We start from the raw sequence: 15,169 nt of genomic DNA on the forward strand, positions 1-15,169 counted from the left end.
AGCGATGGATGTGAAAAAGGCCCCGATGGGGCCTGCTGTGCGCTGTTCACTCGGCTGCGAGCGGACTTGGTGCGGATGGCGCAACGTTGCCCTGAAGCCGCATGAGCTGTTTGTATATCTTGCGCGCGTAGGCATCCCGCTTCTCAGGGCTGACGGCGTTGTATGCCCCGATCGCGGTCCAGTTGTAGCCGTGGTGCGCAATGTTCTGCGCGATGATCCAGTTGCCGATGTACGCGTTCTTGCATCCATCGAACAGGTCTGCCTCTGTGATGCCATAGCGCCGCAGCGTAGGAAGCCACGACGAGTTGATTTGCATGAGGCCAATGTCGCGCGAACCGTTCGTGTTCTTTCCGATCGCGTTGGCGCGCATCTGCGACTCCTGCTGTGCGACGGCACGCGCAAGAATAGGGGGGACGCCCCAGTAGTTCGCAGCATCGTCCAAGCAGTCAGCCCACGCGGTGCGCGTGACCAGTGCCGCTGCCAGTAAGAGCAACGCGGCGAACGCACCCCCTCTTCTCCGCGACTTTGCGTGCTGTGCCGCCTGGCCGTGCGTGCTCTCCAGTTCCCTTCCGTTGAATTGCATGTGTTGCCTCATTGCCTTTGCGCCGAGATGGTGTCGGCCGACGTGATGCGCGCCAACCCCTACTGATAGGGGGCAGATGTTCAGAAACGACAACGAAATGCCGTTACCGCTCTTCGGCGTGGTGCGTCGTTGCTTGAACGTCACCACCCTCACGCGCCGGCTCCCCGAGGTCTCACCTCACCCAAAGATGTGCCCCCGGCGTCATACACGCACCCGTATACGTATGCAAACCGTCGCCTAAGTGCTATCGTTTGGTGTACTATATGATAGCATTTAGTGGGGTCCGGCGCGCAAGTGCGCTGTCCGGCATGGGGTCGGGCCAACGTGTCCTTTTACGAACAAGGAAAGCAATGAGGAAGCTATTGGTTGTGCTCGCGCTGGTCCCTGCATTGAGTCAGGCCGCGCTCGTTATCGAGGGTGGCCCACGGCCGCCCGCCGCCACGCCACCCGCGCAAAACGTTGCGTCAGCCGCTGCCCCCGCAGCGGCCGAGCCCGCGCAAGCAACAGGGCTTGTGATCGCCCCGCTTTGGGCGGCCACGCCTACCGACGAGACGTTCCAGAAGCTGTTCGTGCGCTGGGGTCGGCAAGCCGGCTGGAAAACCTTTTGGGAGGTCGGGCAAGACATTCCCGTGGTGGCCTCGTCCAACTTCACCGGCTCGTTTACTGACGCGGTTCAAGACGTTCTCGATACCACGCTGAGCACCGATCTGCCGGCACATCCGTGCTTCTACACCAACAACGTTCTGCGCGTGCTGCCGACCAGCACGGATTGCGATCCGAAGTAACAAGGGCTGCCATGAATAAAAACCAGTTTGTCGTCTACCCCTTGCTGGCCGCGCTGATGCTCTCGGGCTGCGTTTCCCCCCAGCTTACCCAGGACAGCAAAGACCTGATTTCGCAAGCTGCTACGGATACCGCGTCGGCGGCGCAAGCGCTCATCAACCAGACAACGCGCGGCAAGGAAGAGCGTCGGAAGCGCGCCTTCGTTGATCGGCCCTATCTCGCGGGCAAGAGCGTCGCGCTGTCGCCCACGGCCAATCTACCGCTCGCCTTGCAAAAGGGTGTCAAGACCAAACTGGTGTTTCCCAACAAGCGTGTGAACCTCGCCGTCGCGGCCGAGCAAATCACACTGGCGACGAAGATCCCAGTTGTGGTTTCGACCGATGTGTACCTGCCCAAGTCCGCACTGCTCCCGCGCGCCCAAAAGCTCGATGACGGCACCACGGCACCTCTGCCGGCCGCTGCGCCTGCCGGCCCCGGCCGCGTTGCTGCCGGCCCGCTCCCTGCGCTCTCCAGCGTCACAGGTGGGGCTACGAGCGGTGGCCTTGTCTCGGCCGGCTACACCGGCCAGGACAGCCCGCAAGAGGTGGAAGTCGCTGATGACTTGCCGCTGAATCAAGTGCTCGACTTGTTGGCAACCCGACTCGGTGTCAACTGGAACTACGACCAGAAGAAAGGCGTTATCAACGTCTATCGGATGGTGACAAAAACGTGGTTGCTCCCCATCCGGCCGCAGAACCTGAGCTTCAGCACCGAGAACATCAACAACACCGCACAATCGAACAACCAGAACTCGCTTCAGAACAATCAACAGCAGGACAAGGCTGCTGTGAAGAGCGAGGCTCAGAACCTCAACGAAGTTAATTCGATCCTCAATGACGTGCAGACGGTCATGACTCGCTCTGGCTCGGTCAGCGGGAACATCACGCAAGGCACGATCACCCTCACCGATACGAAAGAGGCCGTCGAACGCGCCGAATCGATCGTCAACTTCCATCGCGCGCAGCTCTCCAAGATGGTTGCGCTCCATGTTCGCCTTGTGCAAGTCACGATCAACAACGGGGGGGAGCTGGGCGTTGATTGGCAAGCCGTTCTCACCAAGGCGCTTAATCGCGTCCCAGGCTTCGTTATCACAAGCACGTCCCCCATTTCGCTTGTGTCGCAGAACGTGGGAACCATCGGTGCGCAGATCACGTCCGGGCAGTTCAGCGGCACGCAAGCTGCTGTGCAGGCGCTTGCCTCGATCGGTAACACGGCCAGCACCGATGACATTCCGCTGGAAGTCCAGAACCGCCATACGTCCTACTACAACAACCGCATTCGCTTCAGCTACGTCGCCAGCACGACACCGGCCACGGCAACCGCAGGCGGCACGGGCGGCACGCCTGGTCTGACGACCGCACAAGATCAAGTCGGTCTCAAGATGCTGGTCTACGCAAGCGTGACGAACAGCAACTCGATCGCTGTGTCGCTGGCTTTCGACTCGTCTGTTCTGCGCGCGATTACACCGTTCACGTCTGGCAGTGGGTCCACCCAACAAACCGTGCAGAACGTGGATATTGCCGGCCAGGGCAACACCACGGACGCCATCATTCGCAACGGCGCGACCACTGTGCTCACGGTCTTTGACTCGAACACCGCGCAGTACGACAAGCGGACCCTCGGCCACAACATCCCAGTGATCGCGGGCGGATCGATCAACGCGAATCGCACGCGCACGGCTACGCTGGTTGTCGTGAGCGCATCGATCAAGGACACCGAGGCTGGACAGCAGGGGTCGTCCCTATGATTCTCGAAATCGGCGGCAAGAAGCTCGTCTTCGGGATGGACTGGCCTACCCTTGTTGAGCAAGGGGCGTATGGCGCTGTCGCTGCGAGGAAAGCATTCAGTCTCAAGTCTCCGCTTCTCTGGCACCACGGCGAAGCTGGGTATGCCGGGTTCCTGCGCACGAAGGAAACGACGCTGCCGGCAACCTCGGGGCAGCTCTACGCGGCTGCGCAGGCGTTCGGCCGCATCCCTGGCTTGCCGGCGAATGCCCTGCTGGTCTTCCGTACTCCCGATCGGAATTTCGCGGCCATTGGCCTCATGAAAGGCCGGCCGGCGACGCGCTTTGACCTGACGGGGCTGACCGGCGATTTGCTGAATCGCGTGTATCTGGACTTCGGCCGCCAGTGCGGCGGAGAAGGCTTCACGCTGGTGGGCGATGCAGATGCCCCGCTGCCCAGCAAGCCCGACACCTTGTCGCTTGAAGACGTTGCAAAGCACGCTGACGCAACCTGTTTGCTGAAGCCGCCCACCCGCGCAGCGTTCTACAAGCGCATTGCCCTGTTTATCGTGGCGATTGGCATGGTTGGTGCTGCAATCTACGTCGCGAAGCAAGCCTATTTCCCCCCGAATCCGAACGAGCAGAAGACGCCCACGGAGCTGTATCAAGAGAACATCCAGGCCCACGCCGACGATGCTGTTGTTCTCGCCCCCGACTACACCGAGTGGTATCAGTGGATGCGCACGACGTTGCGCACGACCTACGGTGGGTGGGAACTCAAAAAAGCCGCATGCGACTTCCATGCCCCGAACACGCAGGCGCAGGCTTACGTGCCGTGGTCTGGTACGCCGCAGTGCCAGCTAACGTTCTTTCGCGCGAACAAGGACTTTGCGACGAACGAAACCTTCTTCGCTGCCGCTCCGAAGGAATACCAGTCGCAGTCCGTCTACCTGGCACAGCCCGATCAGATGGTCGTCAGTGTCAAGCCGCCAGTGATGCAGAAGACCACGCTTGGAAAGCTGCTCGCCAAGGCGGGGATGAGCGACGACCGTGACGTGCGATTCGTTTCGCAGATGCAGGCAGCTCAGCGGTTGGTGAAGGCTGACACGCTGCCCGAAGCTGTGCCATTTCTCGTGCCCGTTGGCGTGCCCGTGACCGGGATCAAGGGGCCGGTCTATCGGGCAACACATTGGTCATACAACGGGTCTTCCCAATACGTGAAGCTGCTCGGCTCTTTCCCCGCCTACTCGACCTTGAGCAAGGCTGAGCTGAGCGTGGAAGAGACCACCGACACCGCCGAGACGCCCTTCCACGTGGCGCTTGAAGGCGAACTTATTACGCGCAACTGAGGACAACATGAAAGCAATCAAGACGACCGCGCCGCTTGCGGCACTGTGTTTCGCACTCCTGCCGGCTGCGGCCAACGCGGGGCCGACCTCGCCATCGCTGAATGCACCTCTGGTTCCTGCCGCGCAACCCACGCCTGCACCGGTTGCTCCCGCCCCCGCAGTTCAGCGCGCACCATCCGTGGCCGCCACACCTGGCTTGCCCGGCGCAAGCGCGCAGCCTGCACCGGCCCCCGCGCCTGCTCCCGTGCAACAACCCACCGCGTCGCCCGTGCCGGCAGCAACGGCGAATGCCGCGCAATCTCCCGCGCAGGCGAAGCCCAATGGCGGCATTCCCGGCGTTGATCGCACCCCCACGCTGGGAGACTGGGAGGACTTGGGTCAGCGCCGCGCCTACAAGGCCCAGCTCGACAAACTCAAGGCCGCCGAGGCGCCTGCGACGCCGCAGCTTGGCCAGATGCCCACGATGCCGCAGCTCCCAGCACCAACGGCCGCCCTTCCGCCCGCTGAAAAGCCACCGCGCCCGCGCTTCAGCGAGGCATGCCCCGAGGACGCCAACAAGCCGTGTTTCTTCTCCGTCTATGGGTTGAGCACCGAAGACGGCACGAACAACTACCACGGGCAGTTCGCCATCAATGGCCGCTTGGTGCCTGGCGGCGTCTACAAGGGCAAGAAGTTCGAGGGCTACACCGTCACCGCTATCTCGGATTCAGCGCTGACGGCAGTTGATAAGCGCGGCAAGAAACACGTCTGGCCGCTGTATTCGACAACCGGCTATCAGGCGGACCCCGACCAACTCTCAAGCACGAAGCCTGCCGCGCAACAAATGGCTCCCGGCTTGTTCCCCGGAATGCCGTCCCAACCCGCCTACCGCTAATCATGCTCAAGAACCTGCCGAACCCATTTCTGCGTATCGCTGGCCGCCTGAAAGCGACAGCGAAGCCCCAGCAGTCTGAACGGCTAGCTGTGCCTGAAGCCATGCCCGCCAGGGCATTCAATCGCGTTGTACTCGATGCTGATGGCGAATCGGGGGAGTCGGCGCGGCATGGTGAATATCAAGTCGCAGAGCGCGAGGTGTTTGCTACGGCTGAGCTGCCGCAGTTCATCAAGTCGCTGCAGGCGGACGTGTCAATTCGCGACGAGCTGAAGCACTCGATTTGCCCCATCCAACTCCGCCCGGTTTCTGATGAGCAAAAGCGTGTATTCGCGATCGTGCTCATTCGGGACATGGTGGGCAACGATGTGGTCGACCAAATCTACTCGGACCTGCAAAAGAAGGGGTATCGCCCTGATGCGCCGGCAGTCTATGTGGCGACGCAATCAGTGGTGTCCGAGCTTGCCCGCGCCGATAGTCGTGCCGACGTAGCGTCGCGGCTGGCCGCCGATCGCGACAGCCCCTTCTACAAAATGTTCGTGGACATCGCGGAATTCGCCGTGGCGAACGGCGTTTCAGACATCCACTTTCGGTATCGCGCCGAACAGGAGTATTCCCCAGTCGGTTTTCGCATGGATGGCAACGTGATCCGACCGAAGAAGTTCCGCATGAATTCGGGCCAAATGCTCCGCATGCTGAGCTTCTGGTATTCGTTCCGGGGCAACTCCACCTCAACCAGCTCGTATTCCGAGCGCGAGGTATTGCAGTGTCAGATCGAGGAAACCATCGGCGGCCAACGCCTTGGTTTCCGTTGGTCCCAGTTTCCGATCCACAAGGGGCTCAAGGTCACTCATCGGGTGATGCAGCTCGACGCGAGCGACATTTTCACCTCGCTCGGCATGCAGGAAAACGGTGCCGGCCTTCCAGCGTATCAAGAGAAAACGCTGCTGCGCGCGTTGCGTGCGGATGGCGGCGGCTGGGTCATCTCGGGCCGCGTGAACTCAGGCAAGTCGAAGCTGCTCCAGACCATTGTCGGCTTGTTGCCCTCTCACTTCGAAATTAACACCGCAGAAGACCCGATTGAGTATCTGCACAGCCATGAGGGCGCGAACCAACACTCAACGTCGCGCGGCATTGGCGACGACGAGGGAAAAGACGCGTTCACGCCGTTCAGCATGGCCAACAAACGGACTGACCCGGATGTAACGGTCATCTCCGAGCTGCGGGACGTGAACACGACGAGTGCGTTTCGTGACGCCGTGCTTGCTGGGCAACCGAGCTTTACCACCATCCACGCCCCAAGCGCCTTGGCTATTCCTCAGCGTCTCGTCAGCGAAGAGTTTGGGCTGTCGCTCGACGTAGTGACGATGCCAGACTTCCTGAAGATGCTGATTCACCTGGCGCTTGTTCCCAAGAACTGCCAGTCGTGCGCGCTGCCTGTCAATGATCCGAACACGCTGGAAGTATTGAGGGCCGCGCTGCGCAGTCCCGAGCCGGCGATTGTGGAGATTGCTGAAACATCGATCGCGGTATCGGCTGTGGAATCGCTCACGCGTGTGAACCGCCTCTTCTCTTTCGACGTTGGCGGCATGAAGGTTCGCAACCCTCATGGTTGCCCCGCCTGCTCCCGCGAGGGTGTGCCCGAACTCAACGGCATTCGTGGGCGAACCCTCGTCGCTCAGATCATCGAGCCGACAACCGACATGCTCTTGCTGATCCGAGAATCCAAGAACATCGAGTTGCAGCACTACTACCGCTCGCTGCGCACCGCAGGGTTCGATAGCGACAACTCCGATGGCAAATCCCCGTTGGAGATTGCGATGTACAAGGTGTCGCGTGGCGAAATCTGCCTCTCGATGGCGGAAAAGCGCTTCCAGACCATCGAACAGTACGAGCACGAACAAGCCCGGCTCTTCAAGGCAACCAATCACCTCCACCTCGCGAGCGCGCAATGATGCAATTGGCTGAAAAGATCGGCCGCCCGTTGGGCGACCTGGCTAAAGTCCTCCCTTTCGTCGGGGATCGCTTCACTAAGGACCGAAGGAAGTTTGCCGGCGAGCGCGCCGCGTTCTACAACGACCTGGCGGAGACGATGGAGGCTATGCCCAGCATCAACATCTCCGTTCACATCGAACGCATTGCCGAGCGCTATCCAGGCGAGCCAAAGGGGCGGTTGGCGGCTCGATGGCTGGAGAACTATCGGCTGGACGCCTCGTTTGCGGATGCCATTCGGGAAAGCGTTCCTTCTGAAGACTATGCCCCCCTGATGGTTGCCGAGAAGCACGGCAACTTGGCGAAGGGTCTCAAGGAGCTGTCGGAGGTGACGGCAGCACTCGATGCAACGAAGGAAGCGATCGCGGTGATTTGGTTCACCTTGATCTTCGCGTTCATCGCGGCACAGATTTTTGTGGGCTTCTACTCTTTCTCGATCATCCCTGAGATTGAGCGCGGCTTGCCGGCGAACGTACCTGTTGAGACCCTGGGCACGGCGGCCATCGTCATGCACTGGATGAGCTTTCTGGTGCGGCATTTCTGGCCGCTCTGGATCGCATTCATCGTGGCCTTCATTGGCCTTGTGATCTGGTCCGTTCCGAACTACATCGGGAAATATCGCGAGTGGATGGACCGGCATATCCTGCATTACAAGCTGTACGCCGAGTTTCAAGCGGTTTCGTTCTTTGTGACCCTGGCTGCCGTTACTGAACGCATCAACAACCGCGTGATATCGGTGCCCAACGCATTGCGGCTCATTCAGTCGAGTTCGACGGTCTGGCTGTCTCACCACATTCGCCGCATCCTCGCCAACTACGAGGAAAACCCGCACGCAAAGGGCGAGAACTTCAAGGTCGGCATGGTGGATCGCGATGTTGAATTCCGCATGCAGGACATTGCCGACTATGCCGACGTGTCGCGGATGCTGCGCACCGTCGCAAAGAACTCGCTTGCAAAATCCCCGAAGGAAATGGAGCGGCGCGCGTTGCGCATTCAGCTCTGGTCCCGAATCCTGCTGGTTGCCATTGTGATCGGCATTCAAGCCGGGTTCTACTCGATGGGATGGCAGTTCCAAGATGCAGTGAGCATGAGCACCTATATGCCGACCCGTTAAGGCGGCAAACCACTTTTATTTACCACGTCAGTGTTTTCACAAGGAGTGCAACTATGAAGAAGCAAATGAACGGGAGCGTTGCTGTCACCTCGCGCGGCATCCGCCGTGGCCTCAAGCGGGGCCTTGGCCGCCAAGCAGGCGCAACCATCGAGAACTTCATGCTGTGGGCAATCATTGCTGCCGGCATCGCTCTCGTCTACATCCTGGCGTTCAACCGGGGCTCGGGTGGTCAGGTCGGTTCCGACTTCGTGAAGGAATTCAACGAGCTGGCCGCCAACTCCAGCAATGCCTATACCGGCCAGTGGGCGCAGTTCACCACGGCCAACGCCGAGAAGTCCGGCTTGTTCAACGGGTTCTCCACCATCCAAGACGCAGGCGGTGGTGTTGTGAACATCAAGGGCGGCGGCACGTTGACCGTGGCCCCTGGCACGGTGCAATCGGCCAACGATGCCGGCCAGTACACGATTGTTGGTTTTGCCCAGGAAGGGTGCAAGAAGGTCATTCAGGGCGTAGCCGGCAGTGCGGCCACCATGTCCTTGAACGGCACGAGCGTGAAGGCGTTTGGCGGCAAATTTGACCCGACTGCTTCTTGCAACTCGACGAACAACACCATCGTCGTTCAAAGGCAGTAAGATGCCTATATGGGCCTGCGCGCATAAGCAGCAGGCCCATTCTTCGTTAACAAGAATGTAGGGGGTCGTATGTCGTTGATGTTGGACATTACACTCGCGGCTGCATTGACAGCCAGTAGCCTTGTCCAGATGGACATGCAGACGCTGCGTGCGGCTGAGCGGACCATTGCCATCACCACGGGCCAGTATCTGAACGGCCTGCAAGGCGGCGTGAATAAGTACATCGCTACGAACGGCGATGTACTCGCCGGCCGCTCAGCAGGCCCGATTACCAATCCTTCGGGCGGCACCATTACGATTGCCAACCCGCTCGCTCCGACCGTCGCAGAGTTGCAGCAGAACGGGTTTTTGCCCTTGGGCTTCACTACCAACAATCCAGGCAAGCTGACGCTCGCGGTATCCATCCAGCCGTCGAATTGCCCCGGTGTTGGCTGTACCCTGCCGGCGACCATCACCACGAGCCAGTACCGCGATTTGCAGGGCAACGTACGCAATGACCTGGCGGCGTATGTCATGAATGCGGCTGGCCTCGATGGTGGCCAGGCTCTGCCCGGCAACCCGTCCAACTTCACTGGGGTATCCGGTTCGTGGAGCCTGCCTAACGCGGGTGGCGGGTCAGGCGCGATTGCTATGCGCGCGGGGTCTCTCACGACCGGCTACGTCGATACCCTGCCCTTCTACAAACTGGATGGCAGCCGGAAGCTGACTGGCACCATGCAGGCCAACGGGCAGAACATTACCGGGGCCGGCAATATCTCGTCAGCGTCTTTGAACACGGGGCCGGCCACCGCAAGCACCATGACTCTTCCGGCCGGCAACAGCCTGAAGATTGCGGGCACGGCGCTGTATGGGGATGCCACCAATATCGCGGTGCGTGCTGCGCCTGGCGGGTCCGCTTACATCCAAGACGTGAACGGCAACTATGTGGCAGTGAACGCCGGCAACGTCAACGCCAACGGCAATGCCAACGTCTCGGGCACCATGTCCGCGTATCAAACGACGGCCAGCTACAGCACGGTCTATGGCAATCAAACGGTGTATGGAACCCACACCGTGAACGGCGCGCTGGTCGCAAACAACGTGGTGTACCTGCCGGCACTGGCTTGGGCTGGCTATGGCTGTTCTGGCAACGCAATCACGACTGATCCTAATGGTCAGGTTCTCTCCTGTCAGGGGGGGGTATGGCGGCCAGCAGTGGGTAGTTCGAATGGCTCGGTGATTGGTTACATGCAAGCTCCTACCGGATGGATCGACGGCTGGACACATGGCGGCATCTGCGTTGTGGCGAATGGAAACTGGGATGGCTTGTGTGGCAGCAATGCGCGGTGGGTGCGGTCAGATCAGACGGATGGTTCTCCCAACTCGGGCGGTGGCTGATTGGCGGTGAAAGAAAGAAAAAGCCCGGCATGCCGGGCTTTTTTGTGCCTGCGGGAGTCGCGTTAGCTCACGTACTTGCTGCGGTTGTTCGTTGCCGTCTTCGCTTTCACCGCGTTCAGGTTGTTGGTGTACGCGCCGCATGCAGCCGTGTCCAGATAGTCAGATTGACCTTGTGCCAGCGGGTAGCGCAGGTAGTAGCTTGCATGGTCGCCGGTCGTGCAGGCCGTCACAGCATTCATGGTTTGCACCAGCGCGAGCACATCGTTGGCCGGCAAGCCGCCGCCAACCGTGGACGAGAGCTGCGCGAGAGTGTAGGGCTGGCTCTCATCGAACGTGCTGCCCGTCCACGTGCCCACGTTGATTGCCTGGCCATTGCTGTCGTTGACAGACGGCGTGCCGGTCACGCTGCTCAGCGTCAGGACGCGCAGTGCGACGTGCGACGGCAGGTCATGTGCGACGCCGTAGTACTCCACCCCCGTCAACGCGTCAGCGTACGTGTTGTTCGTGTCCTGTGCCGTGCCAGGCATGATGGCCAAGTAGTCCACGCCGCCATGGCTGCGGTTCCCCGAGGCGATGACGTTGTTGCCCGTCAGGAGTTGCAGCACGGCCGAGGATGCCGTCGTGTATGCCGTCGCCAGGCTCTTACCTCCAGTCGATGCCAGATAGGCGATCCGCGTGGACGCCAGGTGCGTCACGGGCGTAATCACGAAGTTCGACAGCGAAGTCGTGACATAGGGCGCGACGAGCTGGAGGGCAACGTTCTTCTGCTGCGAGCTATCGGCCTCCGACGCAAACGTGCCGCCCGTGGCGACAAAGCGCACCATGCCGGCCGGAGCTTGGCTCAGCGTCATGCTGAATGCGCCAGCGGCGTCCGTCGTCGTCGCGCCGAGCTGCGTGCCATTCGTGCCGTCGCTGTTCACCACGTATGCCGTGACCGTTGCGCCGGCCGTGGGGCCGTTGACCACGGAACCGCTGACGCTCGCCGTGGGCGTGCCGCTTGCAGCCTGGCCGGTATACGGGTCGATCGGCGTTCCTGCCGGCGTTGTCGTCCCACCAGTGCTACCACCCGTGCCGCCGCCGTTCGTGGCCGTGGTGCCGTCGCCGCCACCCCCGCAGGCCGCCAGGACGAGCGCAAACGATGCCACGGCAATCAGTTTGGCGGAATGGTTGAAAACTCCCTCGTGCTTCATGTTCTTCTCCGGTTGATGAGCTTCTTGCGAAATGTCCTGATCGATGACTACGATGCCATCATAATCAATGTAATTCGATATGTCTATCGCAACACCGATTGAATTTTTAAATCATTCCGCAGTGTGCGATAGACAATGTGGGATACGTTAGTGTGAGCTAGCGTCGGTGACGATGATTTCGCGCTTATCGATTTCGGCGCGAAAATCCAACTGCGGTGCGGCAGAGGCCATTGCTTGAAGTGCGTCGATGAACGTGCCGCGCACCTCGCCTTGTCCTTGGAAGGGATTCGTTGCGTTCCACTTCGGTTCATTCCAGCCGGCCGCTTTTGCCCATGTCGAGAGCGTTTCGCGTGCCGTCGCGTTTGGCTTGAATGTCCAAGTCAGCACGGGCAGCGGTTCAGGCTTAGGCGGTTCAGGCGCAACCGGCTTGGCAGCATCCTTGCTGGCCGTGGCGGTTGTGGCATCTTTCGCGCCCTTCCCCGAAACCGGTTTTGCTGCCACTCGAACCGGGTCTTCGGCCTCATCCTCCGGTTGCGCCTTTTCCCACGTCAGGCCGTTGCCTTCCGTGCGGATCAGCGAAAAAACCGCGTTCAGCCTGTCGTTCGTCTTTCTGTTGCTGGAATACCTGCGGTAGCCGGTCTGGCCCGGCGTATCGCCAGCGTCTGTATTCACAGCCTGCAACGGCTGCGCCGCACCCAAGGCGGCTACTGGCTGGGCGGCTTCCTGGCTGTGAGCCATCCAAGGTGAGACAGCGAGCGCGATTCCCAGCGAGGATCGCGCAACAGCCACACGCATTAATCGCCCCGCAGACATGCTGCGCAGGGCAAGGCGGTCCATTGAGTTCGTCATCTGTTACCAAACGCCGCGCGAACGCGGCGAACGAGGTATGCGTTCGATTTTGGAATCGCGGTCGTTGACGCGACTCCCCCCTGTTCAAACGAGCTGCGCGCTAAGCGCGCCCACCCTAGCCGAGAGGCTGCACGGATTGTAGCGCACGGAAGCGCCAAATGCCGCATGCATGCGGCATATTTTAGGCGTTCTGCTGGCTGAAGGCCAAGCCGTAATAGGCGTCGGCTATCCGCTGCGGCACGATTTCTCCCACCCTCTCATAGCGGCCAATTTGCGAGCGACTTAACCCCCACCGTTGGGCTAATTCCACTTGAGTGAGCCCAGCTTTCTTCCGCAGGGCCGCAGCGTCCTCGCCGTATAGAGGGCGCTTGGATTTGCTCATTGGCGCATCCCCTCTTCTGTCTGGTTATGTGGCGTTACCGCTGGGCGCAAGCGCTGGCGGCCCGTGGATTCTACCGACTGTCGGCCGGCATGCCACGGTGCCCGCTGGTGTCCTGTGCCGGGATACGGGGTCGTGGCCGCTTGTGCGGCCCCGAGGGCTACCGCCCCGGCCCCTACCGGCACACCCGACAGTCCCCCGGACTGTCGGGCAAGGGACAGCACCAGCGGAATACGCCTGGCCGGTCATCAACGGCAGAGCTGGCTTGCAATAAGGGGGGGCTATCAGGCGCTTATGCCAATCGGTATGCCCTATCGAACAGTGAGCCGCATTAAAACAATCAATCAATTTTGAGATAGACAAAACGAGATACATTAACTATAATGGTTGCATGGTTAACGAGGGGGTGAAGCGTGACGCGAGAAGAAGCAATGAGTGCATTTCGTGAGCTGGTACGTCAGTACGGCTTGCAATGGAATGCGAGCGTTCCTGCGGTGGCTTACGAGAAGTTGAACGAGGTCAACAAGGTTCTGACCACGGCAGATCGCCGTGAAGCGCTTGGCCTGCCAAACTGAAACAAGGGGGTGATGATGGATATCAATCTGAAGCTGGAAGTTTCCGACCAATTCCTTTGGGACGTGTTGTGCACGGCCGTAGAAGGTGGGTCCAACTATTGGGCACAGTTCAAGACGCTGGAACGCTACGAAGGCGAGCACGGCCCGGAGCATGCACGCGTGCGCGTGACCGAGTATGGGGACGCGGATAGCGCGGTTAGCCGCAAGGAAATTGGCTTGACTGATCTGGCGGAAGGCATGCGCCGCATCATGACGCGCACCATGGACAAGCCCGAAGACCATGCGAACGTGCACAGCTCGCACAGTGGGGCGCTACTCGTCGCAGTAGTCGAGGACGACGCCGGTCAGGTGGACGGCGAGCTGGCTGACCTCATCTTGCAGGCCGCCATGTTCGGCCACATCGTCTACGGATGATAGGAGGAAGCGGCGATGACCAAGACGATGCAGAAGCTGCTGGACCGCCGCGATGGCCAAGTCTGTATCGCCGTGTCCGGTGCACGTGAATCGGCTGCCGCACGTGCGTTGGTCGCCGCTGGCCTTGCTATCCGGTACGACAATCAATCGAAGTTAGTGAGCGGCAAGAGCTACTACAACCACTTCCATCGCGGGTGGGCGACCGCCAAGCCGTACAGCGACATTGGCGGCGTTCTGCATTTCGCCTAACCCGCGCTGCCGACCAACAAGGGAACGACGATGGCACGCGACAACCAATACAGCCCGAACCAAGGCGGCGCTGACATGCTGAAGTTTTGCCAAACGGCGCGCAAGGATTTGATGGCAAACATCAACCCGCTTGACAGCCTGGAATCGAAAATCGAAGCAAAGGCAAAAATCATGTCGATGGACTACAACGAGCTGCGGGCAGAGATGATCCGGATTAGCAGGACCGCGATTGCCTAACCCCCGCCACTGAACACACGAGAGACAGCAATGCCCGTCTTCATCATTCGCCGCGATGGCAAGTACCTGACCGCGTGGAACACATGGACCGCTGACTGGATGGAGGCCACCGAATACACCGACGAACAGCTCGCCAAGGCCGCAGCCGAGCGCCAAGGCGGCACGGTAGTCGTGATCGACTGACACCCGAGGAATGGACAGAGAACGCCCCTTGGCGAACGCCTAGGGGCGTTTCTCTTTGCGGCAATAGCTATCGCCAATCGACAGCCATCAAATAATGCAATTGCAATGAGATAGACAAAACGAGATACGTGAATTATACTAGTCCCATAGTGATCGAGGGAGATGAAACCATGAAGCCGGAAATCAAGAACACGCGTGAGCTGACGGAAGCTACGCAGCCACGTCAAAAGCGCCACACCCTTTTCGACCGGTCGTTCGCCATCGTGGCTGAGTTTCCCGACAGTGAGGACGGCACGCGCGAAGCCAATGCCTTCATGGAAGAACACCCCGGCGCGGCTGTGCTGGAAGTGATCGGCGGTCGCGTGATACTCGCTGACAAAGCCGACAAGGGCATCGCCATTTAACGCTACTGGATGAAAGGGGATGGCGATGAAAACGCCGATGACGATTCCGAGTGAGTTGCGCGAGCTGATCGCAGAGGTGAAGGCTCGCAACGCGAGCAACAGCAACGCAGTGGAGGATTTGCAAGAAGTGCTGCGCACCGATTGGGGATGGGATGTACCCCGTTGCTTGGCAAGCGATTTCATTGAATCCGCTTGTGCCACCGCTGGCAACTGAGCAGAGAGGCAA

Annotated in this window: 19 protein-coding genes; 15 read left to right on the top strand and 4 right to left on the bottom strand. The window is 60.2% G+C overall.

The annotated features are described in order from the left end of the window. Positions 1–46: 46 nt before the first annotated feature. The gene (locus BG83_RS30100) at positions 47–727 is read right to left on the bottom strand and encodes a lytic transglycosylase domain-containing protein (RefSeq protein WP_327204882.1); all 681 of its coding nucleotides are present in this window, start codon (positions 725–727) and stop codon (positions 47–49) included. Between the two features lie 206 nt (positions 728–933). Here BG83_RS30100 and BG83_RS28425 point away from each other — a divergent pair, with 206 nt between their 5' ends. The 8 genes from BG83_RS28425 to BG83_RS0127145 all read left to right on the top strand — a co-directional run bounded on the left by BG83_RS28425 (position 934) and on the right by BG83_RS0127145 (position 10,463). Beyond that, positions 934–1,368, top strand: a complete 435-nt coding sequence (locus tag BG83_RS28425) for a toxin co-regulated pilus biosynthesis Q family protein (protein WP_080693762.1) — start codon at positions 934–936, stop codon at positions 1,366–1,368. 11 nt (positions 1,369–1,379) lie between these two features. Further along, positions 1,380–3,152, top strand: a complete 1,773-nt coding sequence (locus BG83_RS0127115) for a hypothetical protein (protein WP_024979685.1) — start codon at positions 1,380–1,382, stop codon at positions 3,150–3,152. Then, a complete protein-coding gene (locus BG83_RS0127120; protein ID WP_024979686.1) occupies positions 3,149–4,477 on the top strand; it encodes a hypothetical protein in 1,329 nt (442 codons plus the stop codon). The genes BG83_RS0127115 and BG83_RS0127120 overlap by 4 nt, the downstream gene beginning before the upstream one ends. A 7-nt stretch (positions 4,478–4,484) precedes the next feature. Next, positions 4,485–5,351 carry a hypothetical protein gene (locus tag BG83_RS0127125; protein ID WP_024979687.1) on the top strand — a complete coding sequence of 289 codons (867 nt, stop codon included), beginning with the start codon at positions 4,485–4,487 and terminating at the stop codon, positions 5,349–5,351. Between the two features lie 2 nt (positions 5,352–5,353). After that, complete coding sequence (locus tag BG83_RS0127130) at positions 5,354–7,303, top strand: ATPase, T2SS/T4P/T4SS family (protein WP_024979688.1); 1,950 nt, start codon at positions 5,354–5,356, stop codon at positions 7,301–7,303. Next, entirely contained in the window at positions 7,300–8,454 is a 1,155-nt protein-coding gene (locus tag BG83_RS0127135; RefSeq protein WP_024979689.1) for a hypothetical protein, read from the top strand. Before BG83_RS0127130 ends, BG83_RS0127135 begins: the two co-directional genes overlap by 4 nt. 53 nt (positions 8,455–8,507) lie before the next feature. Beyond that, positions 8,508–9,086: a hypothetical protein gene (locus BG83_RS0127140; protein WP_024979690.1), complete on the top strand. Its 579-nt coding sequence runs from the start codon at positions 8,508–8,510 to the stop codon at positions 9,084–9,086. A gap of 135 nt (positions 9,087–9,221) precedes the next feature. Then, complete coding sequence (locus BG83_RS0127145; protein WP_152543776.1) at positions 9,222–10,463, top strand: hypothetical protein; 1,242 nt, start codon at positions 9,222–9,224, stop codon at positions 10,461–10,463. Between the two features lie 62 nt (positions 10,464–10,525). Here the strand turns inward: BG83_RS0127145 and BG83_RS0127150 are convergent, their stop codons facing one another. The 3 genes from BG83_RS0127150 to BG83_RS0127160 form a co-directional block, all read right to left on the bottom strand. After that, the gene (locus BG83_RS0127150; RefSeq protein ID WP_024979692.1) at positions 10,526–11,653 is read right to left on the bottom strand and encodes a hypothetical protein; all 1,128 of its coding nucleotides are present in this window, start codon (positions 11,651–11,653) and stop codon (positions 10,526–10,528) included. A gap of 147 nt (positions 11,654–11,800) precedes the next feature. Then, positions 11,801–12,490: a hypothetical protein gene (locus tag BG83_RS0127155; RefSeq protein WP_160169405.1), complete on the bottom strand. Its 690-nt coding sequence runs from the start codon at positions 12,488–12,490 to the stop codon at positions 11,801–11,803. Positions 12,491–12,683: 193 nt separating this feature from the next. Further along, positions 12,684–12,884 carry a helix-turn-helix domain-containing protein gene (locus BG83_RS0127160; RefSeq protein ID WP_024979694.1) on the bottom strand — a complete coding sequence of 67 codons (201 nt, stop codon included), beginning with the start codon at positions 12,882–12,884 and terminating at the stop codon, positions 12,684–12,686. A gap of 428 nt (positions 12,885–13,312) precedes the next feature. On the opposite strand from BG83_RS0127160, the gene BG83_RS29615 reads away from it, so the two are divergent. The 7 genes from BG83_RS29615 (at position 13,313) to BG83_RS0127195 (ending at position 15,157) form a co-directional block, all read left to right on the top strand. Further along, positions 13,313–13,456: a hypothetical protein gene (locus BG83_RS29615; protein ID WP_160169406.1), complete on the top strand. Its 144-nt coding sequence runs from the start codon at positions 13,313–13,315 to the stop codon at positions 13,454–13,456. Positions 13,457–13,468: 12 nt separating this feature from the next. After that, on the top strand, positions 13,469–13,870 hold the full coding sequence (locus BG83_RS0127170) for a hypothetical protein (protein WP_024979695.1): 402 nt from the start codon (positions 13,469–13,471) through the stop codon (positions 13,868–13,870). Between the two features lie 15 nt (positions 13,871–13,885). Then, positions 13,886–14,119, top strand: coding sequence for a hypothetical protein (locus BG83_RS0127175; protein ID WP_024979696.1), 234 nt, complete (start codon positions 13,886–13,888; stop codon positions 14,117–14,119). Positions 14,120–14,149: 30 nt separating this feature from the next. Then, a complete protein-coding gene (locus tag BG83_RS0127180; RefSeq protein WP_024979697.1) occupies positions 14,150–14,356 on the top strand; it encodes a hypothetical protein in 207 nt (68 codons plus the stop codon). Positions 14,357–14,386: 30 nt separating this feature from the next. After that, the gene (locus BG83_RS29620) at positions 14,387–14,539 is read left to right on the top strand and encodes a hypothetical protein (protein ID WP_160169407.1); all 153 of its coding nucleotides are present in this window, start codon (positions 14,387–14,389) and stop codon (positions 14,537–14,539) included. A gap of 170 nt (positions 14,540–14,709) precedes the next feature. After that, complete coding sequence (locus BG83_RS0127190) at positions 14,710–14,943, top strand: hypothetical protein (protein WP_024979698.1); 234 nt, start codon at positions 14,710–14,712, stop codon at positions 14,941–14,943. Between the two features lie 25 nt (positions 14,944–14,968). Then, positions 14,969–15,157 carry a hypothetical protein gene (locus tag BG83_RS0127195; protein WP_152543778.1) on the top strand — a complete coding sequence of 63 codons (189 nt, stop codon included), beginning with the start codon at positions 14,969–14,971 and terminating at the stop codon, positions 15,155–15,157. Positions 15,158–15,169: the final 12 nt, after the last annotated feature.

It is taken from the genome of Ralstonia pickettii (assembly GCF_000607165.1).
GTDB lineage: Bacteria > Pseudomonadota > Gammaproteobacteria > Burkholderiales > Burkholderiaceae > Ralstonia > Ralstonia holmesii.

Coding starts and splice junctions, on each gene's coding strand:
- BG83_RS29620 (WP_160169407.1), top strand. CDS start 14,387: ATGCCCGTCTTCATCATTCGCCGCGATGGCAAGTACCTGACCGCGTGG.
- BG83_RS0127115 (WP_024979685.1), top strand. CDS start 1,380: ATGAATAAAAACCAGTTTGTCGTCTACCCCTTGCTGGCCGCGCTGATG.
- BG83_RS0127195 (WP_152543778.1), top strand. CDS start 14,969: ATGAAAACGCCGATGACGATTCCGAGTGAGTTGCGCGAGCTGATCGCA.
- BG83_RS0127160 (WP_024979694.1), bottom strand. CDS start 12,884: ATGAGCAAATCCAAGCGCCCTCTATACGGCGAGGACGCTGCGGCCCTG.
- BG83_RS0127150 (WP_024979692.1), bottom strand. CDS start 11,653: ATGAAGCACGAGGGAGTTTTCAACCATTCCGCCAAACTGATTGCCGTG.
- BG83_RS0127155 (WP_160169405.1), bottom strand. CDS start 12,490: ATGGACCGCCTTGCCCTGCGCAGCATGTCTGCGGGGCGATTAATGCGT.
- BG83_RS0127120 (WP_024979686.1), top strand. CDS start 3,149: ATGATTCTCGAAATCGGCGGCAAGAAGCTCGTCTTCGGGATGGACTGG.
- BG83_RS0127180 (WP_024979697.1), top strand. CDS start 14,150: ATGGCACGCGACAACCAATACAGCCCGAACCAAGGCGGCGCTGACATG.
- BG83_RS0127125 (WP_024979687.1), top strand. CDS start 4,485: ATGAAAGCAATCAAGACGACCGCGCCGCTTGCGGCACTGTGTTTCGCA.
- BG83_RS0127145 (WP_152543776.1), top strand. CDS start 9,222: ATGCAGACGCTGCGTGCGGCTGAGCGGACCATTGCCATCACCACGGGC.
- BG83_RS29615 (WP_160169406.1), top strand. CDS start 13,313: ATGAGTGCATTTCGTGAGCTGGTACGTCAGTACGGCTTGCAATGGAAT.
- BG83_RS0127175 (WP_024979696.1), top strand. CDS start 13,886: ATGACCAAGACGATGCAGAAGCTGCTGGACCGCCGCGATGGCCAAGTC.
- BG83_RS28425 (WP_080693762.1), top strand. CDS start 934: ATGAGGAAGCTATTGGTTGTGCTCGCGCTGGTCCCTGCATTGAGTCAG.
- BG83_RS0127140 (WP_024979690.1), top strand. CDS start 8,508: ATGAAGAAGCAAATGAACGGGAGCGTTGCTGTCACCTCGCGCGGCATC.
- BG83_RS0127190 (WP_024979698.1), top strand. CDS start 14,710: ATGAAGCCGGAAATCAAGAACACGCGTGAGCTGACGGAAGCTACGCAG.
- BG83_RS0127170 (WP_024979695.1), top strand. CDS start 13,469: ATGATGGATATCAATCTGAAGCTGGAAGTTTCCGACCAATTCCTTTGG.
- BG83_RS0127135 (WP_024979689.1), top strand. CDS start 7,300: ATGATGCAATTGGCTGAAAAGATCGGCCGCCCGTTGGGCGACCTGGCT.
- BG83_RS0127130 (WP_024979688.1), top strand. CDS start 5,354: ATGCTCAAGAACCTGCCGAACCCATTTCTGCGTATCGCTGGCCGCCTG.